Origin of the sequence: Henriciella mobilis, from assembly GCF_003576315.1 — a bacterium.
GTDB classification, from domain to species: Bacteria; Pseudomonadota; Alphaproteobacteria; order Caulobacterales; family Hyphomonadaceae; genus Henriciella; species Henriciella mobilis.
Genome location: NZ_QWFZ01000003.1, coordinates 741,757 through 764,915 on the forward strand (window position 1 = coordinate 741,757; position 23,159 = coordinate 764,915).

20 protein-coding genes are annotated in these 23,159 nt (G+C 62.7%); 16 read left to right on the forward strand and 4 right to left on the reverse strand.

All coding sequences use genetic code 11. The features are described 5' to 3' along the window. Positions 1–54 precede the first annotated feature (54 nt). Positions 55–678, reverse strand: coding sequence for a hypothetical protein (locus D1227_RS03800; RefSeq protein ID WP_147373254.1), 624 nt, complete (start codon positions 676–678; stop codon positions 55–57). A gap of 217 nt (positions 679–895) precedes the next feature. Here D1227_RS03800 and murI point away from each other — a divergent pair, with 217 nt between their 5' ends. Together murI and D1227_RS03810 are read left to right on the forward strand one after the other, a co-directional pair. Beyond that, entirely contained in the window at positions 896–1,780 is an 885-nt protein-coding gene (murI, locus tag D1227_RS03805) for a glutamate racemase (RefSeq protein WP_119403827.1), read from the forward strand. A 55-nt stretch (positions 1,781–1,835) separates the two neighbouring features. Continuing rightward, complete coding sequence (locus D1227_RS03810; protein ID WP_119404034.1) at positions 1,836–2,927, forward strand: substrate-binding domain-containing protein; 1,092 nt, start codon at positions 1,836–1,838, stop codon at positions 2,925–2,927. 9 nt (positions 2,928–2,936) lie between these two features. Here the strand turns inward: D1227_RS03810 and D1227_RS03815 are convergent, their stop codons facing one another. Beyond that, complete coding sequence (locus tag D1227_RS03815; RefSeq protein ID WP_119403828.1) at positions 2,937–4,046, reverse strand: glycosyltransferase family 4 protein; 1,110 nt, start codon at positions 4,044–4,046, stop codon at positions 2,937–2,939. A 119-nt stretch (positions 4,047–4,165) separates the two neighbouring features. Here D1227_RS03815 and putA point away from each other — a divergent pair, with 119 nt between their 5' ends. Together putA and D1227_RS03825 are read left to right on the forward strand one after the other, a co-directional pair. Beyond that, positions 4,166–7,291, forward strand: a complete 3,126-nt coding sequence (gene putA / locus D1227_RS03820) for a bifunctional proline dehydrogenase/L-glutamate gamma-semialdehyde dehydrogenase PutA (protein WP_119403829.1) — start codon at positions 4,166–4,168, stop codon at positions 7,289–7,291. 32 nt (positions 7,292–7,323) lie between these two features. Continuing rightward, positions 7,324–8,181, forward strand: a complete 858-nt coding sequence (locus tag D1227_RS03825; protein ID WP_119403830.1) for a DUF3298 and DUF4163 domain-containing protein — start codon at positions 7,324–7,326, stop codon at positions 8,179–8,181. Between the two features lie 9 nt (positions 8,182–8,190). Here D1227_RS03825 and D1227_RS03830 read toward each other — a convergent pair whose 3' ends face one another. Next, positions 8,191–8,505: a hypothetical protein gene (locus D1227_RS03830; protein ID WP_119403831.1), complete on the reverse strand. Its 315-nt coding sequence runs from the start codon at positions 8,503–8,505 to the stop codon at positions 8,191–8,193. Positions 8,506–8,555: 50 nt separating this feature from the next. Between D1227_RS03830 and D1227_RS03835 the strand changes: the two genes are divergently transcribed. The 3 genes from D1227_RS03835 to D1227_RS03845 all read left to right on the forward strand — a co-directional run bounded on the left by D1227_RS03835 (position 8,556) and on the right by D1227_RS03845 (position 12,818). After that, positions 8,556–9,830, forward strand: a complete 1,275-nt coding sequence (locus D1227_RS03835; protein ID WP_119403832.1) for a serine hydrolase domain-containing protein — start codon at positions 8,556–8,558, stop codon at positions 9,828–9,830. A 263-nt stretch (positions 9,831–10,093) separates the two neighbouring features. Then, positions 10,094–11,965, forward strand: a complete 1,872-nt coding sequence (locus tag D1227_RS03840) for a ribonucleoside-diphosphate reductase subunit alpha (RefSeq protein ID WP_119403833.1) — start codon at positions 10,094–10,096, stop codon at positions 11,963–11,965. Between the two features lie 187 nt (positions 11,966–12,152). Beyond that, positions 12,153–12,818 (forward strand): hypothetical protein, encoded by a 666-nt coding sequence (locus tag D1227_RS03845; protein WP_119403834.1) that lies wholly within the window; start codon positions 12,153–12,155, stop codon positions 12,816–12,818. 65 nt (positions 12,819–12,883) lie between these two features. Here the strand turns inward: D1227_RS03845 and hrpB are convergent, their stop codons facing one another. Continuing rightward, positions 12,884–15,328 carry an ATP-dependent helicase HrpB gene (gene hrpB, locus D1227_RS03850; protein WP_119403835.1) on the reverse strand — a complete coding sequence of 815 codons (2,445 nt, stop codon included), beginning with the start codon at positions 15,326–15,328 and terminating at the stop codon, positions 12,884–12,886. Positions 15,329–15,470: 142 nt separating this feature from the next. Here hrpB and D1227_RS03855 point away from each other — a divergent pair, with 142 nt between their 5' ends. The 9 genes from D1227_RS03855 to D1227_RS03895 all read left to right on the forward strand — a co-directional run bounded on the left by D1227_RS03855 (position 15,471) and on the right by D1227_RS03895 (position 23,126). Continuing rightward, positions 15,471–16,202: a glycosyltransferase family 2 protein gene (locus tag D1227_RS03855; RefSeq protein ID WP_119403836.1), complete on the forward strand. Its 732-nt coding sequence runs from the start codon at positions 15,471–15,473 to the stop codon at positions 16,200–16,202. 88 nt (positions 16,203–16,290) lie between these two features. Continuing rightward, the gene (locus tag D1227_RS03860) at positions 16,291–16,860 is read left to right on the forward strand and encodes a hypothetical protein (protein ID WP_233349613.1); all 570 of its coding nucleotides are present in this window, start codon (positions 16,291–16,293) and stop codon (positions 16,858–16,860) included. 134 nt (positions 16,861–16,994) lie between these two features. Continuing rightward, on the forward strand, positions 16,995–18,770 hold the full coding sequence (locus D1227_RS03865; protein WP_119403837.1) for an alanine/glycine:cation symporter family protein: 1,776 nt from the start codon (positions 16,995–16,997) through the stop codon (positions 18,768–18,770). A 193-nt stretch (positions 18,771–18,963) separates the two neighbouring features. Then, positions 18,964–19,875 carry a tyrosine recombinase gene (locus D1227_RS03870; protein WP_119403838.1) on the forward strand — a complete coding sequence of 304 codons (912 nt, stop codon included), beginning with the start codon at positions 18,964–18,966 and terminating at the stop codon, positions 19,873–19,875. 89 nt (positions 19,876–19,964) lie between these two features. Beyond that, positions 19,965–20,192: a hypothetical protein gene (locus D1227_RS03875; protein WP_119403839.1), complete on the forward strand. Its 228-nt coding sequence runs from the start codon at positions 19,965–19,967 to the stop codon at positions 20,190–20,192. Positions 20,193–20,242: 50 nt separating this feature from the next. Beyond that, positions 20,243–20,764 carry a hypothetical protein gene (locus D1227_RS03880; protein WP_147373372.1) on the forward strand — a complete coding sequence of 174 codons (522 nt, stop codon included), beginning with the start codon at positions 20,243–20,245 and terminating at the stop codon, positions 20,762–20,764. Positions 20,765–20,849: 85 nt separating this feature from the next. Then, positions 20,850–21,908, forward strand: coding sequence for an HpcH/HpaI aldolase/citrate lyase family protein (locus D1227_RS03885; RefSeq protein WP_119403841.1), 1,059 nt, complete (start codon positions 20,850–20,852; stop codon positions 21,906–21,908). 41 nt (positions 21,909–21,949) lie between these two features. Continuing rightward, complete coding sequence (locus D1227_RS03890; protein ID WP_119403842.1) at positions 21,950–22,492, forward strand: hypothetical protein; 543 nt, start codon at positions 21,950–21,952, stop codon at positions 22,490–22,492. 94 nt (positions 22,493–22,586) lie between these two features. Next, positions 22,587–23,126 (forward strand): energy transducer TonB, encoded by a 540-nt coding sequence (locus D1227_RS03895; protein ID WP_119403843.1) that lies wholly within the window; start codon positions 22,587–22,589, stop codon positions 23,124–23,126. The last annotated feature ends 33 nt before the right edge of the window (positions 23,127–23,159 follow it).

Consider the following 23,159-nt stretch of genomic DNA (forward strand, 5'->3'; position numbering starts at 1 on the left):
CGGGCCGGTCAATCAGACCCGGCCCGCTTTCTACTATACACTTTTTGCGGCGGCTTAGTGCAGCGCGCCGTTCGACATGAACTTCTGCGCCTGCTCGATCCACTGCTCACGAGCCACCCGGCCCTTGAAGGCGAGGAAGTCATCGACCCACTTGGCTTCGGGCTCTTCCCAGGCAGCGATCTGCCGGAAGTGGTAGATGCCGAGATCGTTCAGCGTCTTGGACAGTTTCGGGCCGATCCCCTTGATGCGGGTCAGGTCGTCCGCACTGCCGTCAGGCGCCTCGATGCCTGTCGGGCGGCGAAGCACGTCGCCGGCCGCTTCCGGCATGAATTTCGACATGTCGAACATTGTCGTGAAGTCGACTTGCGGCCCGTTGCGGCGCACCTGGTCGAACCAGTCGGTCACCACGCCGCCCGGAACGGTCTGCGGCCAGCGCATCCAGCTCGGCATGGCGTCGAGGACCTTGGCCGTATTTTCCCAGTGCTGGAGGTTGAGATCTGCCAGCTTGCGGAAGACGTCGCGGGTCAGGTCTTCCGAGGTCGTCTTTTCGGAGTCCGGATGCATGGAAAGGACGGTCTCAAGCCAGGCTTCGCCAGCGCTTCGGCTGAGATCTGTCCATGCCGCAAGGGACTCGGTCCAGAGGTCGATCGGATTGAGTTTTGCTTCGGCGGTCGTCATCAAAGGCGCTCCTTTGCGCGTATGCTGCGGTGCAACATAACCTTTATTGAGTGCTTTTTCAAGCTTTTTGCGCAAGCGTCACCTGCGGACCTTCGCGGGTGCAGCATTCTGTGCGCCTGCCGGGCCGCGGTCCGGGCCGAGGCCGATGTCGCGCCAACGCCATATTAACGCCTGAAGCGAAGCATCCTATGGTCTTCGAACCGGAGGTCTCGCACTGATGCCGAACGAAACCATCCTGTCGAGCCGCATTGTGCCCGTGCCGGAGGCCGGACGCGTGCTGGTCTTCGATTCTGGCATGGGCGGCCTGACCGTGGCGCGTGAGATTATGGCGCGGGCGCCCGGCATCGCGGTCGACTACGCGGCCGATACCGGCTTCTTTCCCTATGGCGACAAATCCGATGCAGCGCTTCGCGAGCGTCTGCCCGAGATCGCCTCGCGGCTGGTTGATGCCGCACGTCCGGATGTCTTCGTGATTGCCTGCAACACGGCGAGCACGCTGGCGCTGGACCAGGTTCGCGCGGCGCTGTCCATCCCGGTGGTCGGTACGGTCCCGGCGATCAAGCCTGCTGCGGCGGAGAGCCAGTCCGGCGTTATCGGCCTGCTCGCGACGCCTGGCACAATCCGGCGCCAGTACACGGCAGACCTCATTCGCGATTTTGCCAGCCATGTCAGCGTGATCCTGCACGGCAGCATTGAACTTGTCCGTCTTGCCGAGGCCCATGCGGCAGGTGAGCCCTATGACGCCAACGGTTTTGCAGAAGCGCAGCGCCCGCTTTTCGAGGCAGAAGGCGGCGACCAGCTCGATACCATCGTCCTCGCCTGCACGCATTTTCCGCTGGTGCGCGATCAGCTTGCGGCGGCAGCGCCGCGTCCGGTCAGGTACATCGACTCAGGCGCAGCCATAGCCCGTCAGACGTTGCGGGTGCTGTTTCGCCAGGTCGATGGACGATCAGCGACTGAGATGCCGGGCGGGCGTGTTTTCCTGAGCGGCCCGCCAGCGGACAGTGAGCGGCTGGTAAAGGTCTGCCGCCGCTTCGGCTTCGGAACTGCCATAGGGCTCGATGACACCGCGCATGCAGAAAACCGGTCGGCTCACATCTGACTGTCACAAAACTTCGATAATTGAGGCAGACTTGAAGTTCAGGAAGGTGCTCTTCATGCGGTCTCTTCTCGCCCTGCTCAGCCTCGCATTCACCGCTGCCGCGTGTGCACCCGAGGTCGACCTCTCGCAGATCGATGCCCAGAGCGGCGCCCCACCTGTCTTTGCAGCGTCGCCAGACCAGAAGATCAAGATTGTCGGCTCCTCAACGGTTGCGCCCTTCTCGACCACGGTCGCCGAACAGTTCGGGGCGATTTCAGAGTTTCCGACGCCGATCGTGGAGACGACCGGTACGGGCGGCGGCTTCAAGGCATTTTGCCAGGGTATCGGACCGGACCAGCCATCGATTTCCAATGCCTCCCGCCCGGTCAAACCCTCCGAGATCGAGCTTTGCCGCAAGGCCGGTATCACCGAGATCGTCGAGGTTAAAATCGGCTATGACGGCATCGTTCTGGCCAATGCCAAAGGCTCGCCCGAACTGGACCTCACCAAGGCGGAGATTTTCCTGGCGCTGGCCGAACAGATTCCGGACGGCCAAGGCGGCTGGATGAAGAATCCGCACCAGACCTGGAAGGATGTCGCAGACCATTTGCCGGACATGCCGATCCTCGTTTCCGGCCCACCGCCGACCTCTGGTACGCGTGACGCCTTTGCGGAGCTGGCCATGGAAGGCGGCGCCGAGGAAATTCCAGAAGTCGCCGCACTGAAGGAAACGGACAAGGCCCTTTTTGCCAAGCGCGCCACCACCATCCGGATGGACGGCAAATGGATCGATTCCGGCGAGAACGACACGGCCATCGTCCAGACCCTGATGAAGAACCCCGACAGTATTGGCATCATGGGCTACTCCTTCCTGGAGCAGAATCTCGACCGCCTGAAAGGTGCGCATATCGAGGGCACCGATCCGACTTTCGATCAGATCGCCAGCGGCCGGTATGGCATTTCCCGGTCCATGTTCTTCTACGTGAAAAAGCAGAACCTCCCGCTCGTGCCGGGCATTGAGGGCTTCGTCAGCGAGTTCACCCAGGAAGACGCCTGGGGTCCGACGGGCTACCTGGTGGAAAAGGGGCTTATTCCGCTTTCGGCCGAAGAGCGCGAAGCCGAGCGCCAGCATGCCCTCGCCATGATCCCGATGGGCGCTGACAGCTAGGCAGCTGGGCTAAGCCTCTGGCGGCGTTTCCACGGGCGGTTTCTTCTTGCGCCGGCGCAGGCGGATCTTTTGCCAGAAGCGTTTGCGTTCCGGCACCGGCAGCGGATCAAGATTCTCGATGAAGGCCTCAGCGCACGCTCTCCAGCTATAGCCCTCGGCATAGGTGCGCGCGGTTTCGCGGCTGAGCTTCAGCGCGTCGACACAGGCCTGCTGCAGGTCCTCACCGATGACGCCGGCATTCGACCCAGGAATGATATCGCGCGGGCCCGGCGCGTCATAGGCGGCGACCGGTGTGCCGGCGGCCATCGCTTCCAGGATGACGAGGCCGAACGTGTCGGTCAGGCTTGGAAAGCAGAAGACGTCAGCGCTCGCAAAACAGGTCGCCAGCTCTTCCTCGAACTTCGCGCCGAGGAATTTCACCTTCGGATATTTCCGCTTCAGTTCTTCAAGCTGCGGGCCTTCGCCGACAACGACTTTCGAGCCGGGCAGGTCGAGTTTCAGGAAGGCTTCGATATTCTTCTCGACCGCGACACGGCCGACATTCAGGAAGATGGGACGCGGCAGGCCCTCGAACGGGTCACCTGGCTGGCCCTCCTCGATGCGCCGCGAGGGGTGGAACAGGTCGACATCCACGCCGCGCGTCCATGAGACGACATTGTTGAAGCCGTGATCTTCCAGCTCCTTGCGCATGGACGGTGTCGCGACCATCACCTTGCCGGAATATTTGTGGAACCAGCGGACGAACCCATACCCCCAGGCCGTCGGGATGGGAAACCGCGCAGAGACATATTCCGGGAAGCGCGTGTGATAGGAGGTCGAGAAGGGGTGCTTTTCCTTCAGGCACATGGCGCGGCCCGCGAGGCCCAGCGTGCCCTCGGTTGCAATATGGACGGCATCGGGCTGGAAGCTTTCAAACCGTTCGGAAATGGCCTTGCGGGCGAACAGGGCAAGGCGGATTTCGCTATAGGTCGGCAGCGGGATGGTCGTGAAACCGTCGGCAGGCGAGACGACTTCCCACTCATGCCCCATGGCCTCGCATTCGGCGATCACCCGTTTCATCGTGCGTACGACACCGTTCACCTGAGGTTCCCAGGCATCGGTAATGAGCATGATACGCATCGGGTCTCCTTGCAGCTGTCCGCAGCGCGACACTTTTAGGCGCATTCCAGCGGGCGTAAACCTGCGGGAAGATTGTAATTATAACGAGAGTGCAGCAGGTTCGAGCAGGGAGCACAACCATGCCAGACTTTGGAAACACAGCCGAAAGCAGCTGGGATACGCTGGATGCCCGCAAGTTCGCCGATGAGGAAGCCCTCGTTGCGGACATTCTGAAATCGTTTCCGCTCGATGAGCGGGCAAGGACCGCCTCGGTCCGGCGCGGCCGGGAACTTGTGGAAAAAGCCCGCGCGGCTGGTCGGCCGAAAGGCATGATGGAGAGCTTCCTCGAGGAGTTCGGCCTCTCGAATGCCGAGGGCCTCGCGCTGATGTGCCTTGCCGAAGCCCTGCTGCGCGTGCCTGACGCCGAGACGCGCGATGAGCTGATTGCCGAGAAGATCCGATCCGGCGACTGGGGCGCGCATTCCGGCCAGTCCGACAGCTGGCTGGTCAACGCCTCGACCTGGGGGCTGATGCTGACCGGCCGGGTGATCGGCCCGCCGGAGGATGCCCGCAAGGGGCCGGCGACCTTCCTGCACAACCTGATCCGCGAGAGCGGCGAACCGGTCATCCGGACGGCAATGCTGCAGGCCATGCGGATCATGGGCGAGCAGTTCGTCCTTGGCCGCACGGTGAAGGAAGCGCTGAAACGCGGCCGGCGCATGATCAAGGAAGGCGACGCGGCAAATTTCAGCTTCGACATGCTGGGCGAAGGGGCCCGCACGAGCGAGGACGCCGAGCGCTATTTCACCGCCTATATGGAGGCGATCAAGACGGTCGGCGGCGATGGCGACCCGAAATACGCGCCGGAAGAAAAGAATGGCATTTCGGTCAAGCTGTCAGCGTTGCATCCGCGCTATGAAGCGGTAAACCAGGCCCGGGTGATGGAGGAGCTTTATCCAAAGCTCCTTGCCCTCACCGAAGAGGCATCCAAGCATAATATCAATCTGTGCATTGATGCCGAGGAAGCCGATCGGCTGGTCATCTCGCTGAAGCTGCTGGAACGTCTGATGAGAGAGCCCGTCCTGAAGGGATGGCAGGGGCTTGGCCTCGCCGTGCAGGCCTATCAGAAACGCGCCCATGAAGTGATCGAGCGGTTGTCGAAGCTCGCTGGCGAGACCGGCACGCGGCTGATGGTGCGGCTGGTGAAGGGCGCCTATTGGGACACTGAGATCAAGCACGCCCAGGAAGAGGGCATGGTCAACTTCCCGGTCTTCACGACCAAGCCGGGCACCGATCTCAACTATCTGTCCTGCGCCCACGCCCTGCTGCGGGCAAGCCCGCGCCTTTATCCCCAATTTGCGACGCACAACGCTCATTCGCTGGCGGCGATCCTGATGATGGCCGAGGATGAGGGCGTCACGAATTACGAGTTCCAGCGCCTGCATGGCATGGGTGAGCCGCTTTATGGCGCGGCCGAAAAGGGTGGCAAGGTCCGCGTCTACGCGCCCGTTGGCGCCCACAAGGACCTGTTGCCCTATCTCGTTCGCCGTCTCCTGGAGAACGGCGCCAATACGAGCTTCGTTCACTCTTTCCTCGATCCGGATGTGCCGGTCGAGAAAGTTGTCGACGACCCGATTGCCAAGGTTGAAGCGGGACCGCGGCGGCATCCGCGCATACCGACGCCGCCGCGTCTGTACGGGCCGCTTCGCCGCAACTCGATCGGCGTGGATCTTTCACAGGCTGGCGAGCGCGATGTGCTCGAGCAGAATGTCGCCAAGCTGGAAACAGGCCCGGCGCTGGAAGCAGGGCCGATCATCTCCGGCAAACCAAAGACAACGGGTGGCCAGCCAGTCTCGCCGCCTTTCGACCTGTCGCGCACGCTCGGCACAGTGCTCGAAGCCAGCGAGGCCGATGTCGATGCAGCGCTGGACGTGGCTGTCCGCTTCCAGCCGGAATGGGACAAGCGCGGCGGTGCGGCCCGCGCGCGGATTCTGGCCGCGATGGGCGATGCGCTCGAAAACAATATGGACCGCCTCTGCGCCCTGATGGCTGAAGAAGGCGGCAAGACATTTGGCGATGGAGTCGCCGAAGTGCGCGAGGCCGTCGATTTCTGCCGCTATTATGCCGTCCAGGCCGAAGAAAAATTCGAAGGACAGACGCGCCTGCCGGGACCGGCTGGCGAGACAAACCATATCTCCCTGCATGGCCGGGGCGTCTTTGCCTGTATCTCGCCCTGGAATTTCCCGCTGGCCATTTTCACCGGGCAGATCGCAGCGGCGCTGGGTGCGGGCAATACGGTGGTGGCCAAGCCGGCCGAGCAGACGCCGCTGGTCGCCTATGAGGCCGTGCGCCTGTTCCAGGCCGCTGGCCTGCCGGGCGAGGCGCTACACCTGCTGCCGGGACGCGGCGAAACGGTCGGTGCGAAGCTGACTGCGGATCCGCGCGTTTCCGGCGTCTGCTTTACCGGCGGCACGGACACCGCGCGTCTCATCAACCGGACGCTGGCCGACCGGAATGGACCGATCATTCCGTTCATCGCGGAGACGGGCGGCTTGAACGCCATGTTCGTCGATACGACGGCGCTGCGCGAACAGGTGATTGACGATGTGCTGGTCTCGGCCTTCGGGTCTGCCGGGCAGCGCTGTTCGGCGCTGCGCATCCTGTTCCTGCCGAATGACACCGCTGACCTGCTGATCGACGGCCTGATGGGTGCCATGGACGAGTTGAAGCTGGGCCATCCCGGCCATGCCGATACCGATGTCGGGCCGGTCATCGACGCCGAAGCGCACGAGATGCTGACCAGCTATGTTGCGCGCATGAAAGGCGAAGCGACACTTCTCAAGCAAATGGATGCGCCGGATGGCGGGCACTTCTTTGGTCCCGCCATCATTGAGCTCAACAGCCTGGACCAGATCGAAAGGGAGACGTTCGGCCCGGTCCTTCACATTATCCGCTACGACCCCGACAATATCGACAAGGTGGGCGCAGCGCTGCAGGCGAAAGGCTACGGGCTGACGCTCGGGGTCCATTCGCGGCTTGAGAGTTTCGCCCGGAAGGTCCGCGCGGTGGTTCATGCTGGCAATACCTACATAAACCGCTCCATGACGGGGGCTGTTGTCGGCGTCCAGCCCTTTGGCGGCGAGGGCCTGTCAGGGACCGGACCGAAGGCGGGCGGACCGCACTATTTGCTACGGTTTGCGGCAGAACGTGTGTTAACCAACAATATTACGGCCCAAGGTGGTGACCCCGAACTTTTGAGTCTATAACAGCTGAGTAAACAGCAATGGTGGGTCGTTAAGTGTTTCGCTGGTCAGGACTAATTGCGGCGTTCGCCGTCGCGGCCTGTGGGGCCGAACAGCTTCCTTCATCATCGTCCGAGCTTGCCGAGCCAGACACGCAGACCAATGCAAAGGGCACGGCTGCGAGTACGGACGAGCTGTTCAATTCCTCGCCGCAAGTTGCGATCGTGAACGGCGAACAGGCCGCGACGATCGATATCAGCCTACCCAAGGACCTGGATACCCTTCATCCTGACCTCGCCGATGAGATTCGCAGCCGCGCCAATCGCGGGACCGAGGCCTTCATCGCCACTGCCGAAGCCGACAAGGCCGAGGCTGCGGAAAAAGGTTATGACTTCCGGCCGCACTCGCTCGACGTGAAGTGGATCGAGGTCGGCCCGCGCGAGGGTCGTCTCGCCGCCTATCTCGGGACCTATGCGACCTATACGGGCGGCGCGCATCCGAATGTTTTCTTCGATGTGCTCAACTGGGACCGGGAAGACAGCATTCTGGTCACGTTCGAGGATCTCTTCGATGATCCGCAAGCGGCTCGTGCAGCCATGACCCTCGCCCTGAAGGACGGCCTTCTGGAACAGAAACGCATCCGGCTGGAGGGCACAGGGATCAGCGAGAACGAAATGATGACGGCCTGGGTCGGCCCGGCTTTCGAGGGCAATGAGAGCGTTTTCCAGGGGTTTACTTTCGCCCGCTCGTCCGATCCGGCCAGGTCGGGGGGCATGATCTACCATTTCGCGCCTTATGAAGTCGGCGCCTATGCCGAAGGCGTGTACGAGGTTGGCGTCAGCTACGAAGCCTTTGAAAGCGAGCTGAAGCCCGCCTACGCGGATGCTTTTGGCGGCGAGCCCATCCTGCCCTGACCCCAGGCGTCAGTCGTTTACCAGCGCGCAGCCGAGATCGTCTTCGAAGACGGCCCTCGATTTGATCGCGCCGCCGAGGACGCTGGCCGTGATCGTCGCCTCATCTTCGGACACTGTGACGGCGCTGATATCGGCCGTGAAATCCTGCATGCAGCTGTCCATTTCGCGCCCGGCCACAAAGCGGCAGGAGCAGACCATCTTGGCGCCATAGGCGGTGGCGACCTTGGCATAGGCGACCTGGTCCTTGAGCCAGACCTGCCAACCGACCCCCGCGCCGATCGCGAGCACGACGGCAATCACCGCAAACACTTTGACGAGCTTCATCACACGCCCCTAATCTGCCCTCAGCGATAAAAGGGATAGGGAGGCGCGGTATGTTGGGCAAGGGATATGGCCGGTTCTGGCTTGGCCAAAAGCGGTTGCTGGCAAGCCTCGCGCTCGCTTTTGCCACCATTCTGCCTGCCACTGCCCAGTCCCTCGTGCCGCTTCCGCCGCAGCCCGACGGGCTTGCCTGGCCGACCGAGGGCTGGGAGCAGGGCGAGCTGCCGCCCGGGATCGCGGATGATGTCCGGGCGCAAATCGACGAAGCGATGGCGCGCGAGCTCAGTGATGTGATGGGCGAGACGCGGGGCGTCGTCATCATCCATCGCGGCAAGCTTGTGCTCGAAGCCTATCGCGACGGGTTCGGTCCGGACACCAAACAGGTGTCCTGGAGCATGGCGAAGTCGATCACCTCCGCGCTGACGGGCCGTGCCGTTCAGCTCGGCCTGATCGAAGATATCGATGCGCCGATGCCATCGCCTTTCGAGGCTGACGATCCGCGCAGCGAAATCACCTGGCGCCAGTGGCTGACCATGACCGATGGGCTCGACTATCTCGAGATCGGCGCGACCAGCATGGCGGAGAATGACGTCATCCAGATGATGTATGGGCCGGGCAGGTTCGACGTGACACAATATATTGTGTCCGAACTCCCCCTCATCCACGAGCCGGGGACGGTGTGGAACTATTCGACGGCGGGGTACCACCTGCTCGGACGGGCGCTGCAGAAAACCATCAGCGATAAAACCAATTGCAGTCACCCGAAGTTGGATTTGTGTTCCGAAGCTGGAAGCGGCCCAAGCTGGTCTGCTCAAGTGATCAAAGCTTTACTGTTCGACCCCCTCGGCATGGACGCCCAGCCGGAATTCGATTCGGCTGGGACATATCTCGGCGGCTCGCTGGTCTGGGCGTCGGCCAGGGACTTTGCGAAGTTCGGTTATCTCTATCTGCGCGACGGTGTGTGGGAGGGTGAGCGGCTCCTGCCCGAAGGCTGGGTCGACTTCTCCCGCACGGACCCCGACGCCACGGATGCCAATGTCTACGGGGCTGGCTGGTGGATCACGACGCGCGGCGCGGACCCTGTCCCATCCTATCAGAAGCGGAACGCCCCGCCCTGGGACAGCTTCGCTGCCGAGGGCCATGAGGGCCAGACGATATTCGTGGTGCCTTCGCGCGACCTCGTCATCGTCCGTCTGGGGCTGATGTCGAATGAAGGGGAGAACTGGCCTGAGCTCTTTAGATGGAATCAGTCGCTCGCCGCGCGCTTCCCCGAAACCCGATTCGCATCGATTCCCGATGAGTCTGGCACCGAAACAAATTCACTCTGATTTTTTCTTCGCGCGGCCATCCACAGGCCGGCGCATTTCTGTGCATGACAGATTGTCAATCATGGTGGGCATGGCGGGGGCGTGTTAACGTTCGCTTTACCCGTTTTCCACCGCTTAGGTGCTGAATCTTCCGTGTGCCCCATTGACCAAGCATTAACCTTGGGAACACTATATCTAGTATTGGGGAAGGGCTGAGGCACCGGATATATGGCGCTTCAGGGGCATCATCCCTATATTTAACGGGCCGATGAAGAGGTTAGACGATGTCTGCGAGCAATGCTGCCACCACCACGAAAGCCAGCCTTCGCCGGGGTAAGCCGAAGGGTCAGGCGCGTCCTGAATTGAAGCTGGTTTCAGACATCGAAATCACGATTGATAATTCGCGCGATGCGCTGCTGACCGAGTTCGGCAAGAAGACGCTCGAGGATCGCTACCTCCTTCCGGGTGAGACCTATCAGGGCATGTTCGCCCGCGTCGCGAAGGCCTTCGCTGACGATCAGGATCACGCCCAGCGCATCTATGACTATATCTCGCGCCTCTGGTTCATGCCGGCAACGCCTGTCCTGTCGAATGGAGGCGCCGATCGCGGCCTGCCGATTTCCTGCTTCCTCAACCAGGTTGGCGATTCGCTCGACGATATCGTCGAGACCTGGACGGAGAATGTCTGGCTCGCCTCGAATGGCGGCGGCATTGGCACCTATTGGGGCAATGTCCGCTCCATCGGTGAGAAAGTCGGCCAGAACGGACAGACCTCCGGCATCATCCCATTCATCCGCGTGATGGACTCGCTGACGCTGGCGATCAGCCAGGGCTCGCTGCGCCGCGGGTCGGCGGCCTGCTATCTCGACATCCACCACCCGGAAATCGAGGAGTTCCTGGAAATCCGCAAGGCGTCGGGCGACTTCAACCGCAAGTCCCTCAACCTGCACCATGGCATCAACATCACCGATGAGTTCATGGAAGCGGTCCGCAATGATGAAGAGTTCGGCCTGCGCTCGCCCAAGAATGGCGAAGTGCTGCGCAAGGTGAATGCCCGCAAGATCTGGCAGAAGATCCTTGAGCTGCGCATCCAGACCGGCGAGCCCTACCTGCTCTTCACCGATACGGTGAACAACGCCATGCCGGCGCACCAGCGCAAGCTTGGCCTCAAGGTCCGCCAGTCGAACCTTTGCTCGGAAATCACGCTTCCAACCGGTGTCGACCACAAGGGCGAGGACCGCACGGCGGTCTGCTGCCTGTCCTCGGTCAATGCCGAGAAATTCCTCGAATGGTCGAAAGACGAGAACTTCCTGGAAGACATCTACCGCTTCCTCGATAACGTCCTTGAGGACTTCATCGAGCGCGCGCCGGATGAGATGGCCCGCGCGGTCTATTCTGCCAAGCGCGAGCGTTCGGTTGGTCTCGGCCTGATGGGCTTCCACTCCTTCCTGCAGACGATGAACGTGCCGATGGAAAGCGCGATGTCGAAGGTCTGGAACGAGAAGATGTTCAAGCACATCCGCGCCGGCGCCGACCAGGCCTCGGTCAAGCTTGCCAAGGAGCGCGGCCCCTGCGAGGATGCGCGCGATGCCGGCATGATGGCCCGCTTCAGCCACAAGATGGCCGTCGCGCCGACCGCGTCGATCTCGATCATCTGCGGCGGCACCTCAGCGGGCATCGAGCCGATCCCGGCGAACGTCTATACGCACAAGACGCTGTCTGGCTCCTTCACCGTGAAGAATCCGCAGCTGCAGCGCGTGCTTGCCGCCAAGGATCTCGATACCGATGAGACCTGGTCGTCCATCCTGGAGAATGAAGGCTCGGTCCAGCATCTCGAAGCGCTCGACGAGCATGAGAAGGCCGTCTTCAAGACTGCCTTCGAGCTCGACCAGCGCTGGATTATCGAGTTGGCCGCCGATCGCACGCCCTATATCTGCCAGAGCCAGTCGCTCAACGTCTTCCTGCCGGCCGATATCGACAAATGGGACCTGCACATGCTGCACTGGTCCGCTTGGGAGAAGGGCCTGAAGTCGCTCTATTACTGCCGGTCCAAGTCCGTCCAGCGCGCCAGCTGGGCTGGTGCGGCAGACAAGGAAAAGGCGCAAGGCATGGAGGTCCCCAAGACCGACTATGACGAATGCCTGGCCTGCCAGTAAGGCACCGCCTCAATCCAGGGTCATTCTGGAAAACCCCGCCAACTGGCGGGGTTTTTTATTGTCCAAGCCTGGGCTCCCGGACCTGCAACTCGATGCACTATTGATCCGACATCGGAATGTTTCTTGCTGTGGTGGAGGATGTGTAATAAAAGTGAAATAAACGGGGTGGGGACTTCCAGAGGACGTGATGAGAAAGCTTGCAGCTGGGTTCAGCCGCGAAGATCAGTGGACCGCCATTATCCTGGCTGGCTTCCTGGCGGCCTTTTTCATGTCAGCAACGGTCTTCCAGCTTCGTACCGATGAGGTTGTCTGGATGGAAGGGTCGCCGCTCGACATCATGCACGGCAGCATGCTCTGGGCGGCTTCCTCCATGGCGCTGATGATAGGCGTATTGCGCATCGGAAAGCCCAGGATTGCCACCCTGTGGTTGATGGGCTCCGCCGTTATCGGGATTGTTGCGCTGGATGAGCTCTTCATGATCCACGAGCATTCAGTGAAGATCACAGGCGACGATGATCATCCTAAAATGCTTCTCATCGCGAGCGCAGGTATCGGCATCTTTGTTCTCAACCGGATCGAGACACTGCGCGGTGTGGTGCTCGGCCTGCTTGTCGCCGGTTTTCTTGCCCACATCCTTTATCTGGTGATGGATATGGGAGACGGCGACTACTTTCAGGTCCCTCTACCAAACCATGTCCACCGGACGGCGGAGGAATATCTGGAGCTGACCGCCTCAGCCCTTTATTTCAGCGCCTTCTTCTTCCACGCCTCAAGCATGGTGAGGAAGATTGTAGCCCTGCAGACGGCAGACGCGGCGTCTCGCCTGGAAGGCGCTACCGCACAGACCACTTGAACGAGCGCTGAGACACGCCATCCCGCCTGCAGCCATTGGCTGAGGGCTGCCGATGGGTATGCCGCTTATCTGCCGAGCCTTTTCTTGGTCATGCCCGCATGCGGCTTTGTTTTGACCGGGTCGTCGGGCCAGTCATGCTTGGGATACTGGGCCCGCATATCCTTGGCCATGTCGCGATAGCCGCCCGCCCAGAACCCCGCGATATCTTTCGTCACCGCGATCGGCCGGCCCGCAGGCGAGAGCAACTGCAGCGTCACGGGTACGCGTCCGCCTGCAATGGCAGGCTGCCGGGTCAGGCCGTAGAGCTCCTGCGCCTTCGCCTCGACCAGCGGGGCATTGTCATCGAGATAGTCGACCGGTGCGTCCCGCCCGCTGGGCAGCGGGATAGAAGCTGGCGTAAGGGCGTCGATCTCCTGTACCTTCGGCCAGCCGAGCGACTGTTTCAGCGCGTTCAGCACCGCGCCGTCCGACGGCATCCGGAATGCGCCGCCGCCGAGCGCTGCGGCGAGCCAGTCATCGGCGCGCGCGGCAAGCTCTGCTTCGGACGGCGCGGGCCAGTCATCGCCGAAAGCCTCATGCAGCAGGCGCAGCCGCGCGAGGAATGTCTGCGCGGGCTGATCCAGGCCCGCGGCTTCAAACCCTTCCTGCTGCACGAATTCGATAAAGGCGGCCCGCGCCACATCGCCGGAAGGCTGCGGCAGCGGCGTCTCGGAGAGCACGATCCGGCCGATAGCCTTCACGCGGCGCCCCTTGAAGCTGCGGGATGCCGGTTCGAAGCTTGCCCATTCTTCGGTGACAGGGGGCTGCAGGGCGAGGACATCCTGTTCGCCAATCGGTGCTGCCAGCGTTATGCGGGCGCGTCCTGCCGCGCCAACCATATCGGCCACGACGATCCACTGCGCCTTGGCCAGGGCCGAGTCGGCTGCGAGCTCGCCAGCCCGGCCATTCGCCAGCAGGTAACTCGTCTGCGATCCGTCGCGGCGCCTTGCAATCTGTCCGGGCCAGGCTTTTGCCAGCAGCAGCGCCGGGTCCCCGGACGCCTCAGCGTTTCCGGCCCAGCGGCGCGCCTGCTGCTTCAGCGCCTTGGCGCGCGGGCTGCTATCGCGTCTGAAACCGGCCAGCCGGTCCAGGAGATTGGCCGAACTGCCGCCGATTCCGGCTTCGCTGGCCAGTGCGGCGATTTCGGCCGCAAGCGCTCGTTCGCCTTCGGTGTCCGCGCTCGCGACAAGGCTTGCATATTTCGGGTCCAGCGGCAGGGCGGCCATGCGCTTGCCCCGGGCGGTGAGCTTGCCGGCGCTGTCCAGCGCGCCATAGGCTGTAAGCGCCTCCCGGGCCGCGTCGATACGGCCCTTCGGCGGAGCATCCAGCCAGGTCAGGCGGTACGGGTCGTCTTCGCCCCACTCGGCCAGGGATAGCATCAGCCCCGAAAGGTCAGCATTCAGGATTTCCGGCGATGGCGCGGCAATCAGCCCGCGTGTCTCTTCCTCGTCCCAAAGCCGGTAGCAGACGCCGGGGCCGAGCCGACCGGCCCGTCCGCGCCTCTGGTCTACATTGGCCCGCGCCGCCCGGATGGTGCGCAGAACCTGCGTCCCGCTGGCTGGGTCGAATTCCGGCACGCGGGCGAGGCCGGAATCGACGACGACATGGACGCTATCAATTGTCAGCGCGCTTTCGGCAATGTCGGTTGCAAGCACAACCTTGCGCTGGCCTTCGGGCGCAGGCCGGACGGCTTCATCCTGCTCCCTGGGTGAGAGCGCGCCAAAAAGCGGGTGGACGGTGACACCGCCCGGCAGGCTACCAAGCCGCTCGGCGGTCCGCCGGATCTCGCCCGCCCCTGGCAGGAAGGCGAGGACAGAGCCTGTTTCGACGCGCACGGCCTTGTCGATCGCGGTGGCCATCTGGTCTTCGATCCGCTCTCGCGTTCGGCCGAGATACTTCGTCTCGACCGGGTATTGCCGGCCCCGACTTTCGATCACGGGTGCCTCCAGCTTCGCGGCGACCTTCCCGGTGTCCAGCGTGGCTGACATGGCGATGATATGCAGGTCGTCGCGAAACACGGCTTGTGTTTCCAGGGCAAGCGCGAGGCCGAGATCGGCATTCAGGCTGCGCTCGTGGATCTCGTCAAAGATCACGGCCGAAACGCCCTCCAGCGTCGGGTCTGCGAGCAGGCGGCGCGTGAACAGGCCGTCCGTGATGACTTCGACGACGGTGTCTTTTGAAACCTTGCGTTCGATCCGGGTCGCAAGGCCGATCCGGCCGCCGGTCTTCTCGCCCAGCGTTGCGGCCATGCGTTCGGCCGCCATCCGCGCCGCAAGCCGTCTCGGCTCAAGCATGACCACTTTGCCGGGCAGGGCCTTGAACCCATCGATCAGACCGGCCAGCGCCAGCGGGACGCGTGTCGTCTTGCCGGCCCCGGGCGGAGCGGCCAGCACCAGGCGCCGGTGCGTGCGAACGGCCTCGCAGATGTCTGCAAGCAGCGGCTCAATCGGCAGGTCGGTCGGGCTGGCCATCTTCGCCCGTCTAGCCGAATCGCTGCGCTTTGACACGGGCACTGGCAGCCGGCGCGGCTTTCCATGGTTTCGCTTTTCCGGCGAAGCGCTTAAAGAGGGCCACCAGTCAGACCCCAAGATCCTCCGCGGGAGGCCAGAAGCCGTGGCAGAAACGCTAGAATTCTCCGTTGTCGTACCGGTGCATAATGAGTCCGGAAATGTCGAAGCGCTGGCCCGCGAGATCGCGACAGCGCTGGATGGACGCGCCTACGAAATGATCTTCGTCGACGACGCTTCAACCGATGAGACCCGCTCTGAACTCGCTGAGCTGAAGGAAACCTTTCCGGCGCTGCGCATCCTCAGCCACCGCAAGAATGCCGGCCAGAGCCGTGCCATCCGGACCGGTGTTCAGGCGGCCCGCGGACGGGTGGTGGGCACGCTTGACGGCGATGGCCAGAACGACCCGGCCGACCTGCCAGACCTGTACCGCGCCCTGACGCGGCAGGACGCCCCTGAAAAGCTCGCCATGGTGATGGGCCGCCGCGCGAGCCGCAAGGATACCGCCTGGAAGCGTTTCGGTTCGCGCTTTGCCAATTCGATCCGCAAGCGCATGTTGCGCGACGATTGCGATGACAGCGGCTGTGGCATCAAGGTGCTCAGGCGCGAGGTTTACCTGACGCTTCCCTATTTTGATCACATGCACCGCTACATGCCAGCGCTCGTCCGGGCCGATGGCTATGACGTTGAATATATGGACGTAAATCACCGTGAACGTGGCGCGGGCCGGTCCAAGTACACGAATTTCGGACGGCTCTGGGCGGCGCTCTCCGACCTTCGCGGCGTCACCTGGCTGATCCGGCGGCGCCGGAATCCCGAGGGCGCGGACGAGATCTGACCGTATCTTCCCTGACCTGAATTCTGCCGTCTTTGCGCCTTCTGATGTAGAACTTCGTGCTTAACAGCAGCGAAAGGGGACGCTAGGCATGAGTATGAAAGGATTCTTCGGTGCGGCGGCAATCGCCCAGGCCGAGGGCCGCAAGAAACGCGCGGCGGCTGAGCGCCGTCCCACAACAGCCAGGGGATTCATCATGCGTGTGCTACTCGGTATTTTTCCGCTACTGGTCATTCCGGTTGCCATCTACAACCTGATTGCGCTGCCTTTCGGTGGCTCCGGCGACCCTGACAGTGCCGTGATCGCGAATGCATCGCCGATTCTCGACCTGCTCAACAATCCGATGCTGACGATGCCGATGATCTCCGGCGTCAACTGGGCGGTCACCAATGGCGAGATGCTGATCCTGTTCTCGATCGCGCTCCTGTTCATGGAAATCCTGAAATCGACCTCGACCGGCACGGCGACGATCATCAATCACGCGATCTCGATGATCCTTTTCATCGTCTGCCTCGTTGAATTCCTGCTCCTGCCGAATTTCGCGACCTCGGTCTTCTTCATCATCATGATCATGACCCTGCTCGATGTGCTGGCCGGTGTTGTTGTGACAATTGTTTCGGCCCGCCGCGACTTTGGTGTCGGGGAAGGTTTCAGCGCCTGACCTGAATCCGGGCAAAAATCGATCACCAACGGGCGGGGCAGATGTAAAATCTGCCCCGTCCTGCTTCACAGCGGCGAAAACACGTCTAGTGTCGGTCACCCAACAGGAGCTTCAGGGAGCCGGGGAGGCCAGCTTTGGATATCATCACACTCATCGAGAATGTCGCCGGATTCATCTGGGGCGGCACATGGGGCGACGCCGTCGTCGTTCCGGGCCAGATCGGTCCGCTTGCCGTAGTCCTGCTCGGGACCGGGCTGTTCATGATGATCCGCCTCGGCGCGCGGCCGTTGCGCCGCTTCGTGCCGGCGCTGGTCGAAGTCTGGCAGGGCCGCAAGGCCCAGGGCGAGGACGGGGCGATCACGCCTTGGCAGGCCCTTTCAACGGCGCTGTCGGGCCAGGTCGGTACAGGTAACCTTGCTGGCGTCGCAACGGCGATCACGCTGGGCGGGCCGGGTGCGATCTTCTGGATGTGGATCGTGGCCATCTTCGGCATGGCGCTCGCCTTCTCGGAAAGCTCGCTCGCCGTGAAGTATCGTGAGACCGACGAATACGGCCGCATCAATGGCGGCCCGATGTATTACATCAAGAACGGCCTCGGAAAGCATTGGGGCTGGCTGGCCGTCATCTTCTGTCTCGGTACGCTGTTCTCGGCGGCGGCGACAGGCGGCGCGATCCAGGCCAATTCGATCATGGAATCGGTCACCGAGACGAGCTCATCGACGCTCGGCCTGTCCATTCCGCCCTGGGCCATCGGGCTCGTTCTGGCCGGTCTGGTCTTCGCCGTCATCATCGGCGGCATCAAGTCCATCGGCAGCTTTGCCGGCAAGGTGGTACCGGTCATGGCGGGGCTCTACGTGCTGGCCGCCCTGATCGTGCTGATCATCAATATCGACAAGGTGCCCGGCGCCTTCGGCGAAATCTTCAGCCATGCATTTGGCTGGCATGAAGCCGCAAGCGGCGCAGCTGGCTACGGGGTCATGCAGGCGGTTCGCTACGGTATCGCACGCGGCCTGTTCTCGAACGAGGCCGGTCAGGGGTCTGCCCCGATTGCGCACGCGGCCGCCCGGACCAAGAACCCGGTCCAGCAGGGCGAGATCGCCATGATCGGCGTTTTCATCGACACGATCGTGATCTGCACAATGACCGCGCTGGTCATCCTGACCGTGGTTGGCGACTTCAAGAAAAGCCCCGCCCTTATGGCGGCGAACAGCTGTATCGCAGCTGATTACGCACTGCCGGAAGGCCTTGATGAGGGGGCACTTTTCCCGAGTGCCTATACCGAAGGCCGCGAGCGCACGATTGCCCAGAATGGGGCGGTTGCCGCTGCCTGGCTGCAGGAGTGCCGCGCCTCGGGCGTGACATTTGAGGACATCGCCATCGAGGCGGCCCATCCGCCGGCGCTTCAGTCGATGACCGTCGAACAGGTCGCGGCGCTTGAGGCCGAGGGCGGCGAAGCCTGGACGGCGCTCCAGGCGGAAATCGACAAGTCCATGGTCGCTGTCGACCATGCCTGGGAGACCGACGCCAACTCCGCCGCCATTACGACCCGCGCCTATGGGGCCGCCTTCCCGGGCGGTGAGTTCATCGTGCCTATAGCGCTGTTTTTCTTTGCATTTACCACGATCATTGGCTGGTCCTATTACGGTGAACAGGCGGCGACATATCTGGTCGGCGAGTGGGCGACGCACCCCTTCCGCTATGTCTGGGTCGTGATCATCTTCCTGGGCACCGTCGCCTCGGCCGACTGGCTCTGGCTGCTCGGCGATATTTCCAATGCGTCGATGGCCTTCCCGAACCTGATTGCGATTCTCGCCCTTTCGGGTGTCGTTCTGGCCATGCACCGGATGAATGACGATCCGGATCATGGTCATCCGGTGATCGACAAGACGGAGGAAAATCCGGCGGAGTAAGCCGGGACGCACTGTTGGAAACTCGCCCGCTCGGGGAGTCCGGAAACAGTACAATTTCCGTATGAATCCGGTATGATTCCAGTCTATTTCCGGTCTGGTTCAGGCCGGAGACCACAAAATCCGGGCGCGGCGGCTACGTCGCGCCCGTTTTCATAAGCGCGATATTAAGCATCTGCGCGCCAGACTCCCTGCGATGAGTGACGCGGCCCGCATCGATGCCTTTCTTGAAATGATGAGCGCCGAGCGCGGCGCCTCTGCCAATACGCTCGATGCCTATGGCCGCGACCTGGCCGATGCCTCCTCTTTTCTGAAAGGACGGCTCACCCGCGCTTCTGCGAAAGATGTCGCCCGCTATGCGCGCTGGCTTGCCGACCAGGGTCTTGCTCCGCGCAGCCAGGCCCGCAAGCTGTCCTCGCTCCGCCGCTTCTGCCGCTTCCTGTTCGAGGAGGGTGACCGCAAGGACGACCCGACCTCGAAACTCGAAGGCCCGAAAGCGGGGCGCGACATTCCCGATGTGCTTTCGCGCGAGGAGATGTCACGCCTGATCGAGGCGTGCGGCGATGACATGCGGCTGCGTTGCCTGGTCGAGCTGCTTTACGGCGCCGGGCTGCGGGTCTCGGAACTGGTCAGCCTGAAACTCGGCAACCTGCCCCGCCGGCGCGGCGACCGCTGGGAGACCAGCGACATCATCGTTCGCGGCAAGGGCGGCAAGGACCGGCTCTGCCCGCTCGGTACACCCGCCCTCGACGCCATCCTCGCCTGGCTGGCCCAGCGCGAGGAGACCCTGCCCAAGGGCACGCTGAAGGCGAAGTCTGCGGCCGCCTACCTGTTTCCGTCGCGCGGCAAGGAGGGCCATCTCACGCGCCGGCGCCTCGGCCAGCTGCTGAAGGACCTCGCCCTGGCTGCCGGGCTCGACCCCGACCGGGTGCATCCGCATGCCCTTCGCCATGCCTATGCGACCCACCTTCTGCAGGGCGGCGCCGACCTCAGATCGGTCCAGACATTGCTCGGCCATGCTGATATTTCCACCACCGAGATCTATACACACGTCCTCACTGACGAGCTGGCAGAACTGCTGGAGACGGCCCATCCGCTGGCGCGCTGAAGAGATTTTGCACGCGGCCTCTCCCACAGCGCCGGGGATCGCGTATATTATTGCTTCGGTCGTTTAGACTGTCGATTGCTGGAGAGATCATGTTCGCCGTCATCAAGGCCATTGCCGCTACCATTCTCATCGCTGAAGTCGCCGGTGCGTTCGCGCTCGGCTTTGTCACGCTGGTCCTGTATGCCCTGCATGTGCACGGGCTGATCTTCTGGGGGCTGGAAGCCATCACCGCGTGCCTGGTGATTTATGGCTGCGCGCTCTTCTTTCGCAGCGCCCTGGCCTATGAGCGAACTGCAAGCCGTCCGATCGAGGATTGAAACCCGGACGCGCCTCATGCGTAAATGAGGGGATGGGCAGGGACGATTTCATGTTGCGCAATCGATGGGCTCTCGCCGGGCTTGCCTTTCTGGCGGCCTGCGGCAATGCCAGTTCGGGCAACGGCACCGAGGCTCCGTTTGCGCCGACGGCCAGTCCTGACGACTTTGCCGTCCTGGTCGGAGATGACTGGGAGGGCGAGCTGACCTATCTCGATCCGCGCGACGGTGAGAGCCAGGTCACCGTGCCGGTCGAATTGCTGGTCGGCCAGAATGAGCGGACGTTCGAGCTCCATTTCACTTTCCCGGACAATGAACAAGCCGGTGGCCGCGCGGAAATCACCGTGTCGGACGATGGCCGCCGGTTGAACGATGAGACACTGATCCGCCGGATGAAGACCGAAGACGGCCTGATGCTGGTCGCGCAGGCCGAATGCCAGGAGAATGACGAGCCGGGCGCCTGCAAGTACACCTACCTCATCGGCGACCACGCCTTCGAGATCACCAAGATGATCAAGCCGCAGGATGACGAGGCCTTCTTCCGGCAAAATCATTACAGCTTCACCCGGCCCTGAAGTCCTGCGCCTTCGCGTAGCGTCAACCGATTGACCGGCCCACGCGCTCCTCTATGTTGCACCGCAAAAGCAGGAGGAGAGGCGCATGTCACGGAAAACACCCCGGAATTTCTTCAAGCCACTGGCGATCGGCGCACCCGCACCGATGCGCGAGCTGCCGGTCCGGCTAGAGCGGATGATCCATTTCGTGCCCTCGCACCTCGACAAGGTGCGCGCCAAGGTGCCGGACATCGCGCCGACCGTTGATGTGGTCCTGGCCAATCTGGAAGACGCCATCCCGTCCGACGCCAAGGATGCTGCGCGCGCCGGCGCCATCGAGATGGCGTCCATGTATGACTGGCAGGGCAAGGGCACGGGCTTCTGGAGCCGGGTCAATCCGCTGAACTCGCCCTGGTTCCAGGATGATGTCTCCGAACTGGTCCTGAAGGCCGGCCATCAGCTTGATGTCATCATGCTGCCCAAGGTCGAAGGCCCGTGGGACATCCATTTCGCCGACCAGTATGTCGCCCAGCTGGAAGCCAAGGCGGGCCTGAAGCGCCCGATCCTGTTCCACGCCATTCTCGAGACCGCGCAGGGCATGGCGCTGGTCGAGGAGATTGCGCTGGCCAGCCCGCGCATGCAGGGCATCTCGCTCGGCCCGGCAGACCTTGCCGCCGACCGCAAGATGAAGACGACCCGCGTTGGCGGCGGCCACCCCTTCTACCGCGTGATCGACGATCCGAATGAGGATGGCTCGGCCCGCGAAAGCGCCCAGCAGGACCCTTGGCACTACACGATTGCGCGCATGGTCGATGCCTGCCGCATGGCCGGGATCAATGCCTTTTACGGCCCGTTCGGCGACATCTCCGACAACGCGGCCTGCGAGCAGCAGTTCCGCAATGCCTTCCTGCTCGGCTGTTCGGGCACCTGGTCGCTGCACCCCAACCAGATCGACATCGCCAAGCGCGTCTTCTCGCCAGATCCGAATGAGGTGAAGTTCGCCCGCCGCATCCTTGAAGCGATGCCGGACGGAACGGGCGTCGCGATGCTCGACGGCAAGATGCAGGATGATGCGACCTGGAAGCAGGCCAAGGTGATCTCCGACCTGGCCGACCTGGTGGCGGAAAAAGACCCCGATTTGGCAAAGGCCTATGCGGGTGGTTAGGATAGGGGGCGTGGTCCAAGAGCAATCAAGGAGACACGCCTATGAAACTCATCCCCTCCATCGCCGTCCTGTCTGCCAGCCTGCTTGTCGCCGGTACGGCCCAGGCCGAAATGGATTATCACGGCTTCAATAAGGAAACCGTCGACTCGCTGAATGAGCGCCTGGCCGAGCCGCTGACCGGTGAGGTTCTCGCCGTGCTGAGCCAGCATACCGACATCGAGGCCTGCGGCGGCACCAAGACCGTCACCATGCAGACCCCGGACGGCTGGGACGAACGCATCGAGTCCGCCAACATGCCCGGCGGCGACGTCATCATGCCGGTGCCGACCGAAGCGCTCGCGCCGGATTATCCCGCGCTCTACAACGTTCTCGGCGTCGAGGGCGTCTGCGAGGTGATGTTCGACGTCAATGAAGACGGCGCCACCGAAGAGATCATGACCAATTGCACGCTGCCGCAATTCGCGGACGCTACCCGCGCCATGATCGGCCCGCTGGAATTCACGCCCGGCGACGGCGCCGATACCTCGGCGACCGACGACATCATCATCCCGGTCCAGTACTGCCTGGCGCCAGAGGAAGAATAGGCCGTCCGCGCCCAAACGGCGCGTGGCGGGCTTGGCGGCGCGGGCTGGGCTGGTAAGGTCGGTTTTTCATTAACCATGATGTGAGGCCGTCCCCATGAAGCCCGTTTCCCTCGCTGCCCTTGCCGCCACCGGTCTTCTTGCGGCGGCCTGTGCAACGCCTCCGCCTGCGCCAGACACGGCGGTGTCTGCATCCGCGACCGGCCCGGTTTCGCTGGCGGGAAAGATTGCCGCCTGCGGCCATGTCGGCGCGCCGCCTGCCGAGGTGGTCTATCCCGATGGCTGGCAGCAGCGTCTTGGGGAAGTGGCGAAGAAGACGATGTCCGACGACGAACTGCTCGGCGGTCCGGTCACGACCGAAGTCGTGGCGCGCGATGACCGGCCGGTCTCCCCGCCGCGTCCGGTCTATCCGCAATCGGCTGCGGGCATGGGGCTGGAGGCCCAGTGCTATGCGATGATGGATGTCACCCCGTCCGGCGTTCCGGAGGACATCCTCACGGCCTGTTCGTCGGCGGCCTTCAATGCATCGGCCTATGAGGCGGCGAAGACGCTGACCTTCGCGCCGAAAGTGGTCGATGGCCGCCAGGTGCGCCGCCTTAATGTTGTCTATCCGCTGACCTATTGCCTTCAGGGCTGAGGGCGCTGTCCATCATCTGAAAAGGGGACGCAC

Bases quoted from the DNA above. Each gene is read 5' to 3' on its own strand.
- D1227_RS03800 (WP_147373254.1), bottom strand. From the start codon at position 678: ATGACGACCGCCGAAGCAAAACTCAATCCGATCGACCTCTGGACCGAG.
- murI (WP_119403827.1), top strand. From the start codon at position 896: ATGCCGAACGAAACCATCCTGTCGAGCCGCATTGTGCCCGTGCCGGAG.
- D1227_RS03810 (WP_119404034.1), top strand. From the start codon at position 1,836: ATGCGGTCTCTTCTCGCCCTGCTCAGCCTCGCATTCACCGCTGCCGCG.
- D1227_RS03815 (WP_119403828.1), bottom strand. From the start codon at position 4,046: ATGCGTATCATGCTCATTACCGATGCCTGGGAACCTCAGGTGAACGGT.
- putA (WP_119403829.1), top strand. From the start codon at position 4,166: ATGCCAGACTTTGGAAACACAGCCGAAAGCAGCTGGGATACGCTGGAT.
- D1227_RS03830 (WP_119403831.1), bottom strand. From the start codon at position 8,505: ATGAAGCTCGTCAAAGTGTTTGCGGTGATTGCCGTCGTGCTCGCGATC.
- D1227_RS03835 (WP_119403832.1), top strand. From the start codon at position 8,556: ATGTTGGGCAAGGGATATGGCCGGTTCTGGCTTGGCCAAAAGCGGTTG.
- D1227_RS03840 (WP_119403833.1), top strand. From the start codon at position 10,094: ATGTCTGCGAGCAATGCTGCCACCACCACGAAAGCCAGCCTTCGCCGG.
- D1227_RS03845 (WP_119403834.1), top strand. From the start codon at position 12,153: ATGAGAAAGCTTGCAGCTGGGTTCAGCCGCGAAGATCAGTGGACCGCC.
- hrpB (WP_119403835.1), bottom strand. From the start codon at position 15,328: ATGGCCAGCCCGACCGACCTGCCGATTGAGCCGCTGCTTGCAGACATC.
- D1227_RS03860 (WP_233349613.1), top strand. From the start codon at position 16,291: ATGAGTATGAAAGGATTCTTCGGTGCGGCGGCAATCGCCCAGGCCGAG.
- D1227_RS03870 (WP_119403838.1), top strand. From the start codon at position 18,964: ATGAGTGACGCGGCCCGCATCGATGCCTTTCTTGAAATGATGAGCGCC.
- D1227_RS03875 (WP_119403839.1), top strand. From the start codon at position 19,965: ATGTTCGCCGTCATCAAGGCCATTGCCGCTACCATTCTCATCGCTGAA.
- D1227_RS03880 (WP_147373372.1), top strand. From the start codon at position 20,243: ATGTTGCGCAATCGATGGGCTCTCGCCGGGCTTGCCTTTCTGGCGGCC.
- D1227_RS03885 (WP_119403841.1), top strand. From the start codon at position 20,850: ATGTCACGGAAAACACCCCGGAATTTCTTCAAGCCACTGGCGATCGGC.
- D1227_RS03890 (WP_119403842.1), top strand. From the start codon at position 21,950: ATGAAACTCATCCCCTCCATCGCCGTCCTGTCTGCCAGCCTGCTTGTC.
- D1227_RS03895 (WP_119403843.1), top strand. From the start codon at position 22,587: ATGAAGCCCGTTTCCCTCGCTGCCCTTGCCGCCACCGGTCTTCTTGCG.